Genomic DNA, 16,488 nt, shown 5'->3' with positions numbered 1-16,488 from the left:
CTTTTGATTGAAGAGTTTGATCATGGCTCAGATTGAACGCTGGCGGCAGGCTTAACACATGCAAGTCGAGCGGTAACAGAGAGTAGCTTGCTACTTTGCTGACGAGCGGCGGACGGGTGAGTAATGCTTGGGAATATGCCTTTACGTGGGGGACAACAGTTGGAAACGACTGCTAATACCGCATAATGTCTTCGGACCAAAGGAGGGGATGCTTCGGCACCTTTCGCGTAAAGATTAGCCCAAGTGGGATTAGCTAGTTGGTAAGGTAATGGCTTACCAAGGCGACGATCCCTAGCTGGTTTGAGAGGATGATCAGCCACACTGGGACTGAGACACGGCCCAGACTCCTACGGGAGGCAGCAGTGGGGAATATTGCACAATGGGCGAAAGCCTGATGCAGCCATGCCGCGTGTGTGAAGAAGGCCTTCGGGTTGTAAAGCACTTTCAGTCGTGAGGAAGGGGTAGTAATTAATACTTGCTATCTTTGACGTTAGCGACAGAAGAAGGACCGGCTAACTCCGTGCCAGCAGCCGCGGTAATACGGAGGGTCCGAGCGTTAATCGGAATTACTGGGCGTAAAGCGTACGCAGGCGGCTTGTTAAGCCAGATGTGAAATCCCCGGGCTCAACCTGGGAATGGCATTTGGAACTGGCAAGCTAGAGTTTTGTAGAGGGTGGTAGAATTTCAGGTGTAGCGGTGAAATGCGTAGAGATCTGAAGGAATACCAGTGGCGAAGGCGGCCACCTGGACAAAAACTGACGCTCATGTACGAAAGCGTGGGGAGCAAACAGGATTAGATACCCTGGTAGTCCACGCCGTAAACGATGTCTACTAGTTGTCTGTGAGTTTAACTCGTGGGTAACGCAGCTAACGCATTAAGTAGACCGCCTGGGGAGTACGGCCGCAAGGTTAAAACTCAAATGAATTGACGGGGGCCCGCACAAGCGGTGGAGCATGTGGTTTAATTCGATGCAACGCGAAGAACCTTACCTGCCCTTGACATACTGAGAACTTGGAAGAGATTCCTTGGTGCCTTCGGGAACTCAGATACAGGTGCTGCATGGCTGTCGTCAGCTCGTGTCGTGAGATGTTGGGTTAAGTCCCGCAACGAGCGCAACCCCTATCCTTATTTGCCAGCACGTAATGGTGGGAACTCTAGGGAGACTGCCGGTGATAAACCGGAGGAAGGTGGGGACGACGTCAAGTCATCATGGCCCTTACGGGCAGGGCTACACACGTGCTACAATGGCATGTACAGAGGGATGCGAACTCGCGAGAGCAAGCGGACCCCAAAAAGCATGTCGTAGTCCGGATCGGAGTCTGCAACTCGACTCCGTGAAGTCGGAATCGCTAGTAATCGTAGATCAGAATGCTACGGTGAATACGTTCCCGGGCCTTGTACACACCGCCCGTCACACCATGGGAGTGGGCTGCAAAAGAAGTGGGTAGTTTAACCTTCGGGAGGACGCTCACCACTTTGTGGTTCATGACTGGGGTGAAGTCGTAACAAGGTAGCCCTAGGGGAACCTGGGGCTGGATCACCTCCTTATTATGATGCTTAGGTTTTGTGACGTGTTCACACAGATTGCTTGATGAAAAAGAAAAGAGAGAAGTTCTAGTGTGGTGTAGAACCAACGAGAACAGCTACTGCAGTGTCCCGTTCGTCTAGAGGCCTAGGACACCGCCCTTTCACGGCGGTAACAGGGGTTCAAATCCCCTACGGGATACCATTCTCTCTCTTGGTTTGAGAATACAAAGCTAAGCATTTGTTTATATAGTGCTTAGCTTTGGTTTCTTCGAGACCATTGCTCTTTAACAATTTGGAAAAGCTGATAAAAAATATCTCAAGAATATGAGTTTAATAACAAGTGTTCTTGGTATTCAAAAATAAGGTGATCGTACTCGAATGGCAGGACTTATACAGCCTGACCATTCAAGTGATTTAAGCGACAACATTTAGGTGTTGTATGGTTAAGTGACTAAGCGTATACGGTGGATGCCTTGGCAGTCAGAGGCGATGAAGGACGTGTTAATCTGCGATAAGCTGTGTTAAGTCGATAAAAGACGTTATAGACACAGATTTCCGAATGGGGAAACCCACTGCATTTTATGCAGTATCGTAACGTGAATACATAGCGTTGCGAGGCGAACCCGGGGAACTGAAACATCTAAGTACCCGGAGGAAAAGAAATCAACCGAGATTCTGGTAGTAGCGGCGAGCGAACCCGGATTAGCCCTTAAGCTTTTAGGTGATTAGTGGAACATTCTGGAAAGGATGGCGATACAGGGTGATAGCCCCGTACATGAAAATCTACTTTAAGTGAAATCGAGTAGGACGGCACACGTGATATGTTGTCTGAATATGGGGGGACCATCCTCCAAGGCTAAATACTCCTGACTGACCGATAGTGAACCAGTACCGTGAGGGAAAGGCGAAAAGAACCCCTGTGAGGGGAGTGAAATAGAACCTGAAACCGTATACGTACAAGCAGTGGGAGCCCCCTTGTGGGGTGACTGCGTACCTTTTGTATAATGGGTCAACGACTTAATTTCAGTAGCAAGGTTAAGCGAATAGCGGAGCCGTAGGGAAACCGAGTGTTAACTGCGCGCATAGTTGCTGGGATTAGACCCGAAACCCGGTGATCTAGCCATGGGCAGGTTGAAGATTGGGTAACACCAATTGGAGGACCGAACCGACTAATGTTGAAAAATTAGCGGATGACTTGTGGCTGGGGGTGAAAGGCCAATCAAACCGGGAGATAGCTGGTTCTCCTCGAAAGCTATTTAGGTAGCGCCTCGAGCGAATACTGATGGGGGTAGAGCACTGTTAAGGCTAGGGGGTCATCCCGACTTACCAACCCTTTGCAAACTCCGAATACCATCAAGTACTACTCGGGAGACACACGGCGGGTGCTAACGTCCGTCGTGGAAAGGGAAACAACCCAGACCGTCAGCTAAGGTCCCAAAGTGTATGTTAAGTGGGAAACGATGTGGGAAGGCTTAGACAGCCAGGATGTTGGCTTAGAAGCAGCCATCATTTAAAGAAAGCGTAATAGCTCACTGGTCGAGTCGGCCTGCGCGGAAGATGTAACGGGGCTAAACATACCACCGAAGCTACGGGAGCATGCTTGCATGCTCGGTAGAGGAGCGTTCTGTAAGCCGTTGAAGGTGGATCGTAAGGTTTGCTGGAGGTATCAGAAGTGCGAATGTTGACATGAGTAACGATAAAGGGGGTGAAAAGCCCCCTCGCCGAAAGACCAAGGTTTCCTGTCCAATGTTAATCAGGGCAGGGTGAGTCGGCCCCTAAGGCGAGACTGAAAAGTGTAGTCGATGGGAAACAGGTTAATATTCCTGTACTTCGTATAATTGCGATGGGAGGACGGAGAAGGCTAGGCCAGCGTGGCGATGGTTGTCCACGTGAAAGGCAGTAGGCGGTAAACTTAGGCAAATCCGGGTTTACATTACGCTGAGAGTTGATGACGAGTGTCTACGGACACGAAGTGGTTGATGCCCTGCTTCCAGGAAAAGTCTCTAAGCTTCAGATTATACGAAACCGTACCCCAAACCGACACAGGTGGTTGGGTAGAGAATACCAAGGCGCTTGAGAGAACTCGGGTGAAGGAACTAGGCAAAATGGTACCGTAACTTCGGGAGAAGGTACGCTCTTGATGGTGATGGGACTTGCTCCCTAAGCTGCTGAGAGTCGCAGATACCAGTTGGCTGCAACTGTTTATTAAAAACACAGCACTGTGCTAAATCGAAAGATGACGTATACGGTGTGACGCCTGCCCGGTGCCGGAAGGTTAATTGATGTGGTTAGCGTTCGCGCGAAGCTATTGATCGAAGCCCCGGTAAACGGCGGCCGTAACTATAACGGTCCTAAGGTAGCGAAATTCCTTGTCGGGTAAGTTCCGACCTGCACGAATGGCGTAATGATGGCCAAGCTGTCTCCACCCGAGACTCAGTGAAATTGAAATTGCCGTGAAGATGCGGTGTACCCGCGGCTAGACGGAAAGACCCCGTGAACCTTTACTACAGCTTGACACTGAACATTGACCCTACATGTGTAGGATAGGTGGGAGGCTTTGAAGCGTTGTCGCTAGATGACGTGGAGCCGACCTTGAAATACCACCCTTGTAGTGTTGATGTTCTAACGTTGGTCCCTTATCGGGATTGCGGACAGTGTCTGGTGGGTAGTTTGACTGGGGCGGTCTCCTCCCAAAGAGTAACGGAGGAGCACGAAGGTTGGCTAAGTATGGTCGGACATCATACGGTTAGTGCAATGGCATAAGCCAGCTTAACTGCGAGACAGACACGTCGAGCAGGTACGAAAGTAGGTCATAGTGATCCGGTGGTTCTGTATGGAAGGGCCATCGCTCAACGGATAAAAGGTACTCCGGGGATAACAGGCTGATACCGCCCAAGAGTTCATATCGACGGCGGTGTTTGGCACCTCGATGTCGGCTCATCACATCCTGGGGCTGAAGTCGGTCCCAAGGGTATGGCTGTTCGCCATTTAAAGTGGTACGCGAGCTGGGTTTAGAACGTCGTGAGACAGTTCGGTCCCTATCTGCCGTGGGCGTTTGAGAATTGAGGGGAGCTGCTCCTAGTACGAGAGGACCGGAGTGGACGAACCGCTGGTGTTTGGGTTGTTATGCCAATAGCATTGCCCAGTAGCTACGTTCGGAACTGATAACCGCTGAAAGCATCTAAGCGGGAAGCAGGCCTCGAGATTAATTCTCACTAGGACTTTAAGTCCTCTGAAGGGCCGTTGGAGACTACAACGTTGATAGGCAAGGTGTGTAAGTGCTGTGAGGCATTGAGCTAACTTGTACTAATTACCCGTGAGGCTTAACCATACAACACCTAAAGGGTGTTGCTTATAGATACTTTATTTTAGAAACCATGAATACTTGTTAGTGCTCATGAGATGTTTCAGCTTTTTCGAATGTTAAAGACAACAGTTTTTGCCTGGTGGCAATAGCGTTGTGGACCCACCTGACTCCATGCCGAACTCAGAAGTGAAACGCAACTGCGCCGATGATAGTGTGGGGCTTCCCCATGTGAAAGTAGGTCACCGCCAGGCGCCAAATTAGAAACCCAGCTTATAGCTGGGTTTTTATTTCGCTGATATAGCTCAGTTGGTAGAGCGCACCCTTGGTAAGGGTGAGGTCGGCAGTTCGAATCTGCCTATCAGCACCATATTCAATTAAGCCCGGCACTATTGCTGGGCTTTTTTGTTTTTATCGGCCAATTATTGGTCGGTTTATCTGATTAGGTTGGGGCTAATGGCTTCAACTCTAATGACCCAAGCGTGAAATTAGCCTCTTTTTAGCTGTTTTTTACTTGCAGCTTGCGTGGTAACTCTTTGTTTATTATTGTTTTTTTTGATTAAGTTAAACAAAATTTAGACAATCCTACCAATTAAAAAATTAGGGTGTTATAATTTCGCGCCCTTTAATTAGGCAGCCAGAGATCTCAGCGCTAATTGCTGGGGTCAGTTGTAATATATAGCGGAGCACTGAAATGATCCAAATGCAATCTACTATGGACGTGGCGGACAATTCCGGCGCGCGCCTTGTACAGTGTATTAAGGTCCTAGGTGGTTCGCACCGCCGTTATGCACGAATTGGCGACATCATTAAAGTTACTGTTAAGGAAGCAATTCCTCGCGGTAAAGTTAAGAAAGGTGACGTTATGAATGCTGTGGTAGTGCGTACTAGAAAAGGCGTTCGTCGTCCTGATGGTTCTGTAATTCGTTTTGACCGCAATGCAGCGGTTATCTTGAATGCAAACAATCAGCCTATTGGTACTCGTATCTTTGGTCCTGTGACACGTGAACTGCGAAATGAACAGTTCATGAAAATTGTGTCTCTAGCGCCAGAAGTACTTTAAGGAGTCCAAAATGGCTAATAAAATCCAAAAAGGCGATGAAGTAATAGTTATTGCAGGTAAAGACAAAGGCAAACGCGGTAGCGTAACCAAAGTTTTACCTACTGGAAAACTATTCGTTGAAGGCGTGAATGTAATCAAGAAGCACCAAAAGCCAAACCCACAATTGGGTGTTGCTGGCGGTATTGTTGAGAAAGAAGCGGCCCTTGATGCATCAAACGTAGCGATTTTTAACCCTGCCACTGGCAAGGCTGATCGCATTGGTTTCCGATTTGAAGACGACAAAAAAGTTCGTGTATTCAAATCGTCTAATGAAATTGTAAAGTAACTGGAGTTAACGATGGCGAAACTGCATGACCTATATAAGGAAACTGTAACGCCTGAACTCTTAAAGGAGTTCGGTTACAAATCCATCATGCAAGTCCCTCGGATTGAGAAAATCACCCTTAACATGGGTGTGGGTGAAGCGGTTAATGACAAGAAAGTACTAGAGCACGCAATTGCTGATCTAGCGGCTATCTCAGGTCAAAAACCACTTACTACCAAAGCTCGTAAATCTGTAGCAGGCTTCAAAATCCGTGATGGATACCCAATTGGTTGTAAAGTGACTCTACGCGGTGAGCGTATGTGGGAGTTTTTAGAGCGTTTGATTTCGATCGCTATTCCTCGTGTTCGAGATTTCCGTGGTTTGAATGCTAAGTCATTCGATGGCCGTGGTAATTACAGCATGGGTGTACGTGAGCAAATCATCTTCCCTGAAATCGATTATGACAAAGTTGATAAGGTTCGTGGTATGGATATTACTATCACTACTACTGCCGAAACCAACGAGGAAGGCCGCGCTCTGCTGGCTGCCTTTAACTTCCCATTCCGTAAGTAAGGTAGAGTTAGTTATGGCTAAACAATCAATGAAAGCTCGTGAAGTGAAACGTGAAAAAGCCGTTGCTCGCTTCGCGGAAAAGCGCGCTGCGCTTAAAGCGATTATTAGCAGCGTGAACAGCTCTGATGAAGAGCGTTGGGACGCAGTGTTAAAATTGCAATCGTTACCTCGTGATTCAAGTCGGTCTCGTCAGCGTAACCGCTGTAACGTAACTGGCCGCCCACATGGCTACCTACGCAAATTCGGCTTAAGCCGTATTAAATTGCGTGAAGCTATGATGCGCGGTGAGGTTCCTGGCCTTAAGAAAGCCAGTTGGTAATCCACTTAATTACGGAGTAAACGATTATGAGCATGCAAGATCCTATTGCAGATATGTTGACTCGCGTTCGCAACGGTCAATCAGCAAATAAAGTATCTGTTGTTATGCCTTCATCTAAAGTAAAAGTGGCAATTGCTAACTTGTTGCAAGAAGAAGGTTACATCACAGGATACGCTGTGACTGGTGACGTGAAAAAGTCATTAGAAGTTACCCTCAAGTATTTTGAAGGTAAAAAAGTTATTGAAAAGATTGAACGTGTAAGCCGTCCAGGCCTACGCATTTATAAAGGTGCTAAAGACCTACCTAAAGTTATGGGTGGCCTTGGCGTTGCAATCGTTTCTACATCTAAAGGCGTTATGACTGACCGTGCAGCACGTAAAGCTGGCATGGGCGGTGAAATCGTCTGTTACGTAGCTTAACCGGAGGTAGGTAATATGTCTCGCGTAGCCAAGGCTCCCGTTACAATTCCTGCTGGCGTTGAAGTAAATATCAACGGCCAAGAATTAACGGTTAAAGGTAGCAAAGGTACATTGACTCGCGTTTTTAACGACGCAGTTGTTGTAACGAAAGAAGAAAACGAATTGAAATTTGCTGTAGTTGAAGGTGGTTCTTCAGCTCAAGCAGGTACAGCTCGTGCTCTTAGCAACAACATGGTTGTTGGCGTTACAGACGGGTTTGAGAAAAAACTGACACTATTAGGTGTTGGTTACCGTGCCGCTGTTAAAGGCAAGGTAGTTAACCTAACTTTAGGTTTTTCTCACCCTGTAGATTACACCTTACCAGAAGGTGTTACAGCAGAGTGTCCATCACAAACTGAAATCGTACTGAAAGGTGCTGATAAGCAAGTTGTTGGTCAGGTAGCAGCAGACATTCGCGCGTTCCGTCCACCAGAGCCTTACAAAGGTAAAGGTGTTCGTTACTCTGACGAAAATGTTCGCCGTAAAGAGGCTAAGAAGAAGTAGGTTAACACTATGGAAAAGAAAATTGCTCGTCTGCGTCGTGCAACACGCACTCGCAAAGCTATGCAAGAGTTGGGTAAAACCCGCCTGGTGATTCACCGTACTCCGCGCCATATTTACGCGCAGGTGATTGCACCTGATGCACAGGTTATTGCCGCAGCATCAACAGTAGATAAAGCCGTTGCTAACGGTCTTGAAAGTTTAAGTAATGTAGCTGCCGCTACTGCAGTAGGTAAAGCAATTGCTGAACGTGCTGCTGAAAAAGGCGTTACATCTGTAGCTTTTGACCGTTCAGGCTTTAAGTACCACGGCCGCGTTGCTGCGCTTGCAGAAGCAGCACGTGAAGCTGGTCTTCAGTTCTAAGGAGTGAGTCATGTCTAAATTTGAAGCACAAGCCGGTAGTGATCTGAACGAAAAGCTTATCGCTGTAAACCGTGTGTCAAAAGTAGTTAAAGGTGGTCGTATCTTCAGTTTCACTGCTCTAACAGTAGTGGGTGACGGTAACGGTCGCGTAGGGTTTGGTTATGGTAAAGCACGTGAAGTTCCTGCTGCTATTCAAAAAGCAATGGAAAAAGCGCGTCGTAACCTTACTAGTGTACAGCTGAGAGGCACTACACTGCAGCATCCTATTAAGGGTCGCCACTCTGGGTCGCGTGTTTACATGCAACCTGCATCAGAGGGTACTGGTATTATTGCCGGTGGTGCGATGCGTGCTGTTCTAGAAGTTGCGGGTGTGCAGAACGTATTGTCTAAGGCATACGGTTCTACTAACCCAATTAACATTGTTCGCGCTACTATCGACGCTCTTGAGAATATGCATTCTCCACAAGACGTTGCTGCGAAGCGTGGCCTAAGCGTCCAAGAAATTCTGGGGTAATAAGCCATGTCGAACAAAATTAAAGTAACACAGACTAAAAGCGGTATCGGGCGTTTGCCTAAGCACCGTGCGACTTTAACAGGTCTAGGTCTTCGTCGCATTAATCACACTGTTGAACTAGAGGATACTCCTTGTGTTCGCGGTATGATTAATAAAGTTTCTTACATGGTTAAGGTTGAGGGAGAATAATCATGCGTTTGAATACTCTTTCTCCAGCTGCTGGCTCTAAGCCAAATGCTAAGCGTGTAGGTCGTGGTATTGGTTCTGGTTTAGGTAAAACCGGTGGTCGTGGTCACAAAGGTCAGAAGTCTCGTTCTGGCGGTAGTGTTCGTCCAGGTTTCGAAGGCGGTCAAATGCCATTGAAACAACGTTTGCCTAAATTTGGTTTTACTTCACGTAAATCAATGGTAACTGCTGAAGTTCGCACTGCTGAGCTAGCTAAAGTTACTGCTGACGTGGTAGATTTGGACGCTTTGAAGGCGGCTGGTCTTATTACTCGCAACATTAAGTTTGCAAAAGTAGTACTATCTGGCGAAGTTAAAGCACCAGTTACCTTACGTGGCCTGCGTGTAACTAAAGGCGCACTGGCAGCTATTGAAGCTGCTGGCGGTAAAATCGAGGAATAGTACAAAACATGGCTAAGAATCCAGGAACAGCATCAGCAAGTGCACAAGGCGGCTTAAGCGAGCTTAAGAGTCGTTTACTATTTGTGCTTGGAGCCATTATTGTGTTCCGAGCCGGCTCCTTTGTGCCGTTACCTGGGATTGATGCCGCTGTACTGGCCGCGTTGTTTGACCAGCAGAAGGGTACCATTCTGGAAATGTTTAATATGTTTTCAGGTGGTGCACTTTCACGTGCGTCTATTTTCGCGTTAGGTATCATGCCGTATATTTCGGCATCGATTATCATCCAGTTATTGACTGTTGTTCACCCAACCCTTGCCGAACTTAAAAAGGAAGGCGAGTCGGGTCGACGTAAAATTAGTCAATACACGCGTTATAGCACACTGGTTCTAGCAACCTTCCAAGCTATTGGTATTGCTACTGGCTTACCAAATATGATGGCTGGTCTGGTAATTAACCCAGGCCTACCATTCTATTTCACTGCTGTGGTTAGCTTGGTAACGGGAACTATGTTCCTAATGTGGTTAGGTGAGCAAATTACTGAACGCGGTATTGGCAACGGGATCTCGATTCTGATTTTTGCTGGTATTGTGGCAGGATTGCCTTCTGCAATCGGTCAGACGGCTGAGCAGGCGCGTCAAGGAGAGTTACATTTGTTGTTACTCTTGTTCATCGTTGCTCTTGTATTTGCGGTGACCTTCTTTGTGGTATTTGTAGAACGTGGACAACGTCGTATCGTTGTTAACTATGCAAAACGCCAACAAGGTCGCAAAGTGTTTGCTGCGCAAAGCACACATTTACCACTTAAGGTAAACATGGCGGGAGTTATCCCAGCTATTTTTGCTTCAAGTATTATTCTGTTCCCTGGCACATTAGCTCAGTGGTTTGGTCAAAATGAAGGCTTGTCTTTCTTATCTGACTTATCGCTAACGCTACAACCTGGGCAACCGTTATATGTGTTCTTGTATGCAGCAGCCATTATCTTCTTCTGCTTCTTCTATACTGCGTTGGTATTTAACCCTCGCGAAACAGCAGACAACTTGAAGAAGAGTGGCGCGTTCATTCCAGGTATTCGTCCTGGTGAACAAACCTCGCGATACATCGACAAGGTGATGACTCGTTTAACCCTAGCTGGTGCTTTGTACATCACGTTTGTATGTTTAATTCCTGAGTTTATGATGATCGGAATGAACGTTCAGTTCTACTTCGGTGGTACTTCGCTACTTATTGTAGTGGTGGTTATCATGGACTTTATGGCTCAGGTCCAAACCCATTTGATGTCTCATCAATATGGTTCGGTTCTGAAAAAAGCTAATCTTAAAGGTTACGGCCGATAGGCCGCCCTTGAGATTGGACTTTAACTTTTGCGGAGATAGCAATGAAAGTACGTGCATCCGTTAAGAAAATCTGCCGTAACTGTAAAGTTATTAAGCGCAACGGTGTTGTGCGTGTAATTTGCAGTGAGCCAAAGCATAAACAGCGCCAAGGCTAGTTAGTAGATTTCAAGACAATATTATTTGCAATGTGGTCATCTGTTGAGTATCCTTACGGGCTTTTCACAGATGGCCTTCGTTTAACACGAAAAATAGGAGTGTGCCAATGGCCCGTATAGCCGGCATTAACATTCCTGATCAGAAGCACGCAGTTATTGCTTTAACTGCAATCTTCGGCATTGGCTTAACCCGTTCACAGAAAATCTGTGCGGCAGCTGGTATCGCTGAAGATGTAAAGATCAGAGAACTTGACGAAACACAAATCGATAAACTTCGTGACGAAGTAGCTAAATTCACCGTTGAAGGTGATCTACGCCGTGAAGTATCTATGAACATTAAGCGCCTGATGGACCTCGGTTGTTACCGTGGACTTCGTCATCGTCGCAGTTTGCCCCTTCGCGGTCAGCGCACTAAAACTAATGCGCGCACCCGTAAAGGTCCTCGCAAACCTATTAAGAAATAAGGGGTGAGTGATAATGGCTAAAACTCCGACTCGCGCTCGTAAACGCGTAAAAAAACAAGTTGCTGATGGCATGGCTCATATCCATGCGTCTTTCAACAATACTATCGTGACTATCACTGATCGTCAGGGCAACGCGCTTTCTTGGGCTACCGCAGGTGGTTCAGGTTTCCGTGGTTCTCGTAAGTCTACTCCGTTCGCTGCACAGGTTGCTGCTGAACGTGCTGCTGAAGCAGCTAAAGACTACGGCCTTAAGAACGTAGAAGTGTTTGTAAACGGCCCAGGTCCTGGTCGTGAGTCTTCAATCCGTGCATTACATGCTGCGGGTTTCCGTGTGACTAACATCACCGACGTGACTCCGATTCCACACAATGGCTGTCGTCCACCTAAGAAACGCCGCGTGTAGTTTCTGGATAGATTGGAGAAAGAAAAATGGCAAGATATTTAGGTCCAAAGCTTAAACTTAGCCGTCGTGAAGGTACCGATCTTTTCTTGAAAAGTGGCGTACGTGCGATCGACACAAAGTGTAAGCTGGATACAGCACCTGGACAACACGGTGCACGTAAAGCGCGTCTTTCAGACTACGGTTTACAGCTTCGTGAGAAGCAAAAAGTTCGTCGTTTATACGGCATTCTTGAAAAGCAATTCCGCAACTACTATAAAGCTGCTGCTCGCCTTAAAGGCAACACCGGTGAAAACTTGTTGCAATTGTTAGAAAGTCGTTTGGATAACGTTGTTTACCGTGTAGGTTTTGGTGCAACTCGCGCCGAAGCTCGTCAGCTAGTTAGCCACAAAGCTATTCTAGTAAACGGTAAAGTGGTAAACATTCCTTCTTACAAGGTACTACCAGAAGACGTTATCAGTGTTCGCGAAAAATCTAAGAAGCAAGCGCGTATCGTTGCATCTTTAGAAATCGCTGGACAACGTGAAGCGGCATCGTGGGTAGAAGTAGACGCAACTAAGATGGAAGGCACTTTCAAGCGCCTACCTGAGCGCGCTGACTTGTCTGCGGAAATTAACGAACAGCTGATCGTCGAACTTTACTCTAAGTAAAGTTGAATTATAGAGAGGACACAATGCAGGGTTCTGTAACAGAGTTTCTAAAACCAAGGCTAGTTGAGATCGAACAAGTTAGCCCAACTCGTGCAAAAGTTACGCTTGAGCCGTTAGAGCGTGGTTTTGGCCACACTTTAGGTAACGCTCTTCGTCGTATTCTTTTATCTTCTATGCCAGGTTGTGCGGTAACTGAAGTAGAAATCGATGGCGTGTTGCATGAGTACAGCAGTAAGGAAGGTGTTCAAGAGGATATCTTGGAAATCTTGCTTAACCTAAAAGGTATTGCTGTAAAGTTAGAAGGTAAAGACGAAGTAACCTTAAGTCTTACCAAGTCTGGAGCAGGTCCTGTGGTTGCAGGCGACATTCAGCACGACGCTGATGTCGAAATCACTAACCCTGAGCACGTTATTTGTCACCTTAGCAGCAACGCTGAAATCAGCATGCGCATTAAGGTAGAACGTGGTCGTGGTTACGTACCAGCTTCAGTTCGGGTTCACTCTGAAGATGAAGAGCGTCCAATTGGTCGTTTGCTAACAGATGCTGCTTACAGCCCAGTAGAGCGTATAGCTTATACTGTTGAAGCTGCACGTGTAGAGCAACGTACTGACTTGGACAAATTGGTTATCGATATGGAAACCAATGGTACTCTTGATCCAGAGGAAGCTATCCGCCGCAGTGCAACAATTCTTGCAGAGCAGTTGGATGCCTTCGTTGACTTACGTGACGTAAGTGAGCCAGAAGAAAAAGAAGAGAAGCCAGAGTTTGATCCAATCCTGCTTCGTCCTGTCGATGATCTAGAGTTGACAGTACGCTCTGCTAACTGTTTGAAGGCAGAAGCGATTCATTACATTGGTGACTTGGTACAACGTACCGAAGTTGAGCTACTTAAAACCCCTAACTTGGGTAAGAAGTCGCTTACAGAAATCAAAGATGTATTAGCATCACGTGGTCTATCTCTAGGTATGCGCCTAGAAAACTGGCCACCTGCTAGCATTGCTGATAAGTAGTCACTGGTTTTAACGTCTTAATATAGAAGGATAAGGTCATGCGCCATCGTCAGAGTGGTCGTCAATTGAACCGAAATAGCAGCCATCGTCAGGCTATGTTCCGGAATATGGCCAGTTCATTGGTTCGCCATGAAGTTATCAAGACAACATTGCCTAAAGCCAAAGAGCTTCGCCGTGTTGTTGAGCCATTAATTACATTGGCTAAAAATGACAGTGTAGCTAACCGTCGTCTAGCTTTTGCTCGTACTCGCGATGCAGAAGTTGTTGGTAAGCTATTTGCTGAAATCGGCCCACGATTCAAAGAACGTGCAGGCGGTTATACTCGCATTTTAAAATGTGGTTTCCGTGCTGGCGACAATGCTCCTATGGCATACATTGAATTATTGGACCGTCCTGAAGTTGAAGAAGTAGTTGAAGAAGCTGCTGAGTAAACTCAGACACCAAGCTTAAAAAGCCGGACTTAGGTCCGGCTTTTTTTTGTCTAAAATTTGCTATCGCTTAGTAACTCGGGTTGGATGATTACAAACGTTTGTTGTGGTCGAAGTAGTAAGAAATACGTGCCCGAGGGTTCAGATACTCAAACACTGCATCGGGCAATGCGCTAGGCTTTAAGGCTTTTTCAATGGTTAAGCCTGCTGCTTCTAAATCGATAATTGGTGCTTCGGTACGTGGAATATTAGCGTCGTAAACTTGTACCGCTGGAAATAATAAACGCTCAGAGTTAACCGACATCACCAAGCCAATTTGGCCTGAGCTAAGCTGTACTACGCTGCCTGGTGGGTAAATGCCCAGCAAGCGGATCAGAATGCCTAAATCGGCTGTATTTAGTTGTTCTTTACGCTGTTTATAAAGATATGAAATAACAGTGAAAGGAATGCGAGTTTGCTTCACATCTCGCGGATGACACAAGCTGTCGTATTCATTTACCACTGAAATAAGCTGAGACAAACGGTCGATTTGTTCACCCTTAAGCTTTTTGGGATAACCACTTCCATCTAAAAACTCGTGGTGTTGCTCAGCAATTAACTTAACTTTGGCCGGTAGCGTTTCAGAGAGCTTTAGAAAATCAGCACCGTACTTGGTGTGCATTTTAAGTAAGTTTGCTTCTTGAGCAGTTAGCTTGCCCGGCTTACGTAAAATCTTATCTGGGATCTTCATTTTACCCACATCGTGGAATAATCCCGAAAGACCCAAAGTCTTAATATCACGCTCGGAAAAACCGGCTGCTTTAGCCAGCATCATCGCAAGGATAGATACGTTGAGGCTATGGTAATAAAAGCTATCAGCATCTTTGCTGTCGTTCATTAGATGAAGTACAACGTTTTCGCCGGACAGTAAGTCATCGGCTAAGTTGTTAATTAGGCTAGTTGCATCGTCTACCGCATTTAGCGGGCGGCTTTTAAGCTTAGACATTACCGCCCGGACTTGCGCCATAGAGCGATCGAACTCTTTTTCTACTTTTTGCAGATTGCGGCGGTAGTTTTTAAGTTCTTCGATACGGGCGCGCTTCTCTTCCCAAAGGGCTTTTTCTGCTTTCTCTTGGGCTTTGGGGTCGGCCTTTTTACTATCGCCATTTTCTTGGTCAACGGGCAGCGGTGGTTTGTCGCTCTTTTCTGGAACAACAATGACATGTTTTAAACCTAGGTTATGAATAACCTCAATTTGGTCTTGGCTTTTAATTTTGAAGCTGGTGAACATAAATGGGTGCTCACCCCACTTAACAGGAAGCTTTACGTAAACTCCTATCTGTAAGCGTTCAACATTTAGCTTTAACTCTGCCATTTTTCCTTTCTACTTCATCCGTCTAGCCTGCATTATGAAGAATTTGGCACACAAAATCAGCTGCTTTTAACAAGTTCTAGACATACACTACAATCTAACTAAAATAGGTATCTAGATGTCTAGACATACATTGCCTGTTGTTAGCAAGGAACCTTTATATGCCAATTTGTATTCCTGATCAGTTACCCGCTGCTGAAGTATTGCGCAATGAAAACATATTTGTAATGCCAGAGAGCCGTGCTGCTCACCAGGATATTCGTCCCTTGGAAGTGGTATTGCTTAACTTGATGCCAAAGAAAATTGAGACCGAGAATCAGATCCTTCGCTTGCTTTCTAATTCGCCGCTGCAAGTGAACGTAAAGCTATTACGGATTAATCATCGGGTGTCTAAAAACACCCCGCAAGAGCACATTGACAAGTTTTATCGAGATTTCGAGAAATTGCGAGAGCGCAATTTTGACGGCTTAATTATTACTGGCGCGCCGCTTGGTCAAGTTGCATTCGAAGACGTTTATTACTGGGACCAAGTAAAAGAAATCATTGATTGGTCGACAACTCACGTAACCTCAACGCTGTACTTATGTTGGGCTGCGCAAGCTGCTTTGTATCATTTATATGGATTAGAAAAACAGACACGTGAGAAGAAGTTGTCAGGCGTGTATTGGCATCAAACTAAGCATAAGCATAACCCCTTAGTGCGCGGTTTTGACGATGCTTTTTTAGCGCCTTTGTCACGTTATGCTCACTTCGATTCTAATTTAATCACCGAAGAAACTGACTTAACAGTATTGGCCGATAACCCCGAAGCCGGTAGCTATTTATTTGCCAGTGAAGATTTCCGTCAAGTATTTATTACTGGGCATCCAGAATACGCCGCCGACACCTTAGACAACGAATATCAGCGTGACAGCCAAGAAGGTTTGAATCCTCAGTTACCAGAGAATTACTATCCGCAAGATGATTGTGGCAACTCACCTTGTGCTACATGGCGCAGTCATGGTCATTTGCTTTACAACAATTGGCTAAATTACTGTGTGTACCAAATCACGCCGTACGACTTAACAGAGCTAAAACCAAAATCCGATAATATCTTGAAATAATTTCATATAACTTTATCGCAGCTAAGCCTTTAAAGGCAGT

General features: G+C 46.2%; 19 protein-coding genes, 2 tRNA genes and 3 rRNA genes. 23 read left to right on the top strand and 1 reads right to left on the bottom strand.

Features of this window, described 5'->3' with window-relative positions:
- The first annotated feature begins 4 nt into the window (after positions 1-4).
- The 22 genes from LQZ07_RS23230 (at position 5) to rplQ (ending at position 13,997) form a co-directional block, all read left to right on the top strand.
- Positions 5-1,549: ribosomal RNA gene (locus tag LQZ07_RS23230) — 16S ribosomal RNA — on the top strand.
- Positions 1,550-1,654: 105 nt separating this feature from the next.
- Positions 1,655-1,730 (top strand) — tRNA-Glu (locus tag LQZ07_RS23225).
- A gap of 239 nt (positions 1,731-1,969) precedes the next feature.
- Positions 1,970-4,859, top strand: a 23S ribosomal RNA gene (locus LQZ07_RS23220).
- Between the two features lie 111 nt (positions 4,860-4,970).
- A 5S ribosomal RNA gene (gene rrf / locus LQZ07_RS23215) occupies positions 4,971-5,086 on the top strand.
- Together the 16S, 23S and 5S rRNA genes with 2 tRNA genes alongside form the textbook arrangement of a ribosomal RNA operon.
- A gap of 40 nt (positions 5,087-5,126) precedes the next feature.
- A tRNA-Thr gene (locus LQZ07_RS23210) sits at positions 5,127-5,202 on the top strand.
- Positions 5,203-5,526: 324 nt separating this feature from the next.
- Positions 5,527-5,895, top strand: coding sequence for a 50S ribosomal protein L14 (gene rplN, locus LQZ07_RS23205; RefSeq protein ID WP_016402143.1), 369 nt, complete (start codon positions 5,527-5,529; stop codon positions 5,893-5,895).
- A gap of 10 nt (positions 5,896-5,905) precedes the next feature.
- Complete coding sequence (rplX, locus tag LQZ07_RS23200) at positions 5,906-6,220, top strand: 50S ribosomal protein L24 (protein WP_152785803.1); 315 nt, start codon at positions 5,906-5,908, stop codon at positions 6,218-6,220.
- 12 nt (positions 6,221-6,232) lie between these two features.
- Entirely contained in the window at positions 6,233-6,772 is a 540-nt protein-coding gene (rplE, locus tag LQZ07_RS23195; RefSeq protein WP_040307252.1) for a 50S ribosomal protein L5, read from the top strand.
- A 13-nt stretch (positions 6,773-6,785) separates the two neighbouring features.
- Positions 6,786-7,091: a 30S ribosomal protein S14 gene (gene rpsN / locus LQZ07_RS23190; protein ID WP_016402140.1), complete on the top strand. Its 306-nt coding sequence runs from the start codon at positions 6,786-6,788 to the stop codon at positions 7,089-7,091.
- Positions 7,092-7,117: 26 nt separating this feature from the next.
- Positions 7,118-7,510, top strand: a complete 393-nt coding sequence (gene rpsH, locus LQZ07_RS23185; RefSeq protein ID WP_016402139.1) for a 30S ribosomal protein S8 — start codon at positions 7,118-7,120, stop codon at positions 7,508-7,510.
- A 15-nt stretch (positions 7,511-7,525) separates the two neighbouring features.
- The gene (gene rplF / locus LQZ07_RS23180) at positions 7,526-8,053 is read left to right on the top strand and encodes a 50S ribosomal protein L6 (protein WP_016402138.1); all 528 of its coding nucleotides are present in this window, start codon (positions 7,526-7,528) and stop codon (positions 8,051-8,053) included.
- 9 nt (positions 8,054-8,062) lie between these two features.
- Positions 8,063-8,413, top strand: a complete 351-nt coding sequence (rplR, locus tag LQZ07_RS23175; RefSeq protein WP_016402137.1) for a 50S ribosomal protein L18 — start codon at positions 8,063-8,065, stop codon at positions 8,411-8,413.
- Between the two features lie 10 nt (positions 8,414-8,423).
- Entirely contained in the window at positions 8,424-8,927 is a 504-nt protein-coding gene (rpsE, locus tag LQZ07_RS23170; RefSeq protein ID WP_016402136.1) for a 30S ribosomal protein S5, read from the top strand.
- Between the two features lie 6 nt (positions 8,928-8,933).
- Positions 8,934-9,116, top strand: coding sequence for a 50S ribosomal protein L30 (gene rpmD / locus LQZ07_RS23165; RefSeq protein ID WP_016402135.1), 183 nt, complete (start codon positions 8,934-8,936; stop codon positions 9,114-9,116).
- Positions 9,117-9,118: 2 nt separating this feature from the next.
- Positions 9,119-9,553 carry a 50S ribosomal protein L15 gene (rplO, locus tag LQZ07_RS23160; protein WP_016402134.1) on the top strand — a complete coding sequence of 145 codons (435 nt, stop codon included), beginning with the start codon at positions 9,119-9,121 and terminating at the stop codon, positions 9,551-9,553.
- 8 nt (positions 9,554-9,561) lie between these two features.
- The gene (gene secY, locus LQZ07_RS23155; protein ID WP_016402133.1) at positions 9,562-10,887 is read left to right on the top strand and encodes a preprotein translocase subunit SecY; all 1,326 of its coding nucleotides are present in this window, start codon (positions 9,562-9,564) and stop codon (positions 10,885-10,887) included.
- Positions 10,888-10,928: 41 nt separating this feature from the next.
- A complete protein-coding gene (gene rpmJ / locus LQZ07_RS23150; protein WP_000868186.1) occupies positions 10,929-11,042 on the top strand; it encodes a 50S ribosomal protein L36 in 114 nt (37 codons plus the stop codon).
- 107 nt (positions 11,043-11,149) lie between these two features.
- Positions 11,150-11,506 carry a 30S ribosomal protein S13 gene (gene rpsM / locus LQZ07_RS23145; protein WP_016402132.1) on the top strand — a complete coding sequence of 119 codons (357 nt, stop codon included), beginning with the start codon at positions 11,150-11,152 and terminating at the stop codon, positions 11,504-11,506.
- A gap of 13 nt (positions 11,507-11,519) precedes the next feature.
- Positions 11,520-11,909 carry a 30S ribosomal protein S11 gene (gene rpsK / locus LQZ07_RS23140; protein ID WP_016402131.1) on the top strand — a complete coding sequence of 130 codons (390 nt, stop codon included), beginning with the start codon at positions 11,520-11,522 and terminating at the stop codon, positions 11,907-11,909.
- A gap of 26 nt (positions 11,910-11,935) precedes the next feature.
- Positions 11,936-12,556, top strand: a complete 621-nt coding sequence (gene rpsD / locus LQZ07_RS23135) for a 30S ribosomal protein S4 (protein ID WP_016402130.1) — start codon at positions 11,936-11,938, stop codon at positions 12,554-12,556.
- A 23-nt stretch (positions 12,557-12,579) separates the two neighbouring features.
- On the top strand, positions 12,580-13,566 hold the full coding sequence (rpoA, locus tag LQZ07_RS23130) for a DNA-directed RNA polymerase subunit alpha (RefSeq protein WP_016402129.1): 987 nt from the start codon (positions 12,580-12,582) through the stop codon (positions 13,564-13,566).
- A 38-nt stretch (positions 13,567-13,604) separates the two neighbouring features.
- The gene (gene rplQ, locus LQZ07_RS23125; protein WP_040307251.1) at positions 13,605-13,997 is read left to right on the top strand and encodes a 50S ribosomal protein L17; all 393 of its coding nucleotides are present in this window, start codon (positions 13,605-13,607) and stop codon (positions 13,995-13,997) included.
- Between the two features lie 88 nt (positions 13,998-14,085).
- On the opposite strand, the gene LQZ07_RS23120 is transcribed toward rplQ, so the two are convergent.
- Entirely contained in the window at positions 14,086-15,348 is a 1,263-nt protein-coding gene (locus LQZ07_RS23120) for an HD-GYP domain-containing protein (protein WP_152785801.1), read from the bottom strand.
- A gap of 158 nt (positions 15,349-15,506) precedes the next feature.
- On the opposite strand from LQZ07_RS23120, the gene metA reads away from it, so the two are divergent.
- Entirely contained in the window at positions 15,507-16,448 is a 942-nt protein-coding gene (gene metA, locus LQZ07_RS23115; RefSeq protein ID WP_016402126.1) for a homoserine O-succinyltransferase, read from the top strand.
- Positions 16,449-16,488: the final 40 nt, after the last annotated feature.

Source organism: Agarivorans sp. B2Z047, assembly GCF_023373605.1.
Lineage (GTDB): Bacteria > Pseudomonadota > Gammaproteobacteria > Enterobacterales > Celerinatantimonadaceae > Agarivorans > Agarivorans albus.
Note: the sequence above shows the minus strand (reverse complement) of the source record. Positions and strands in the feature narration are given on the sequence as shown.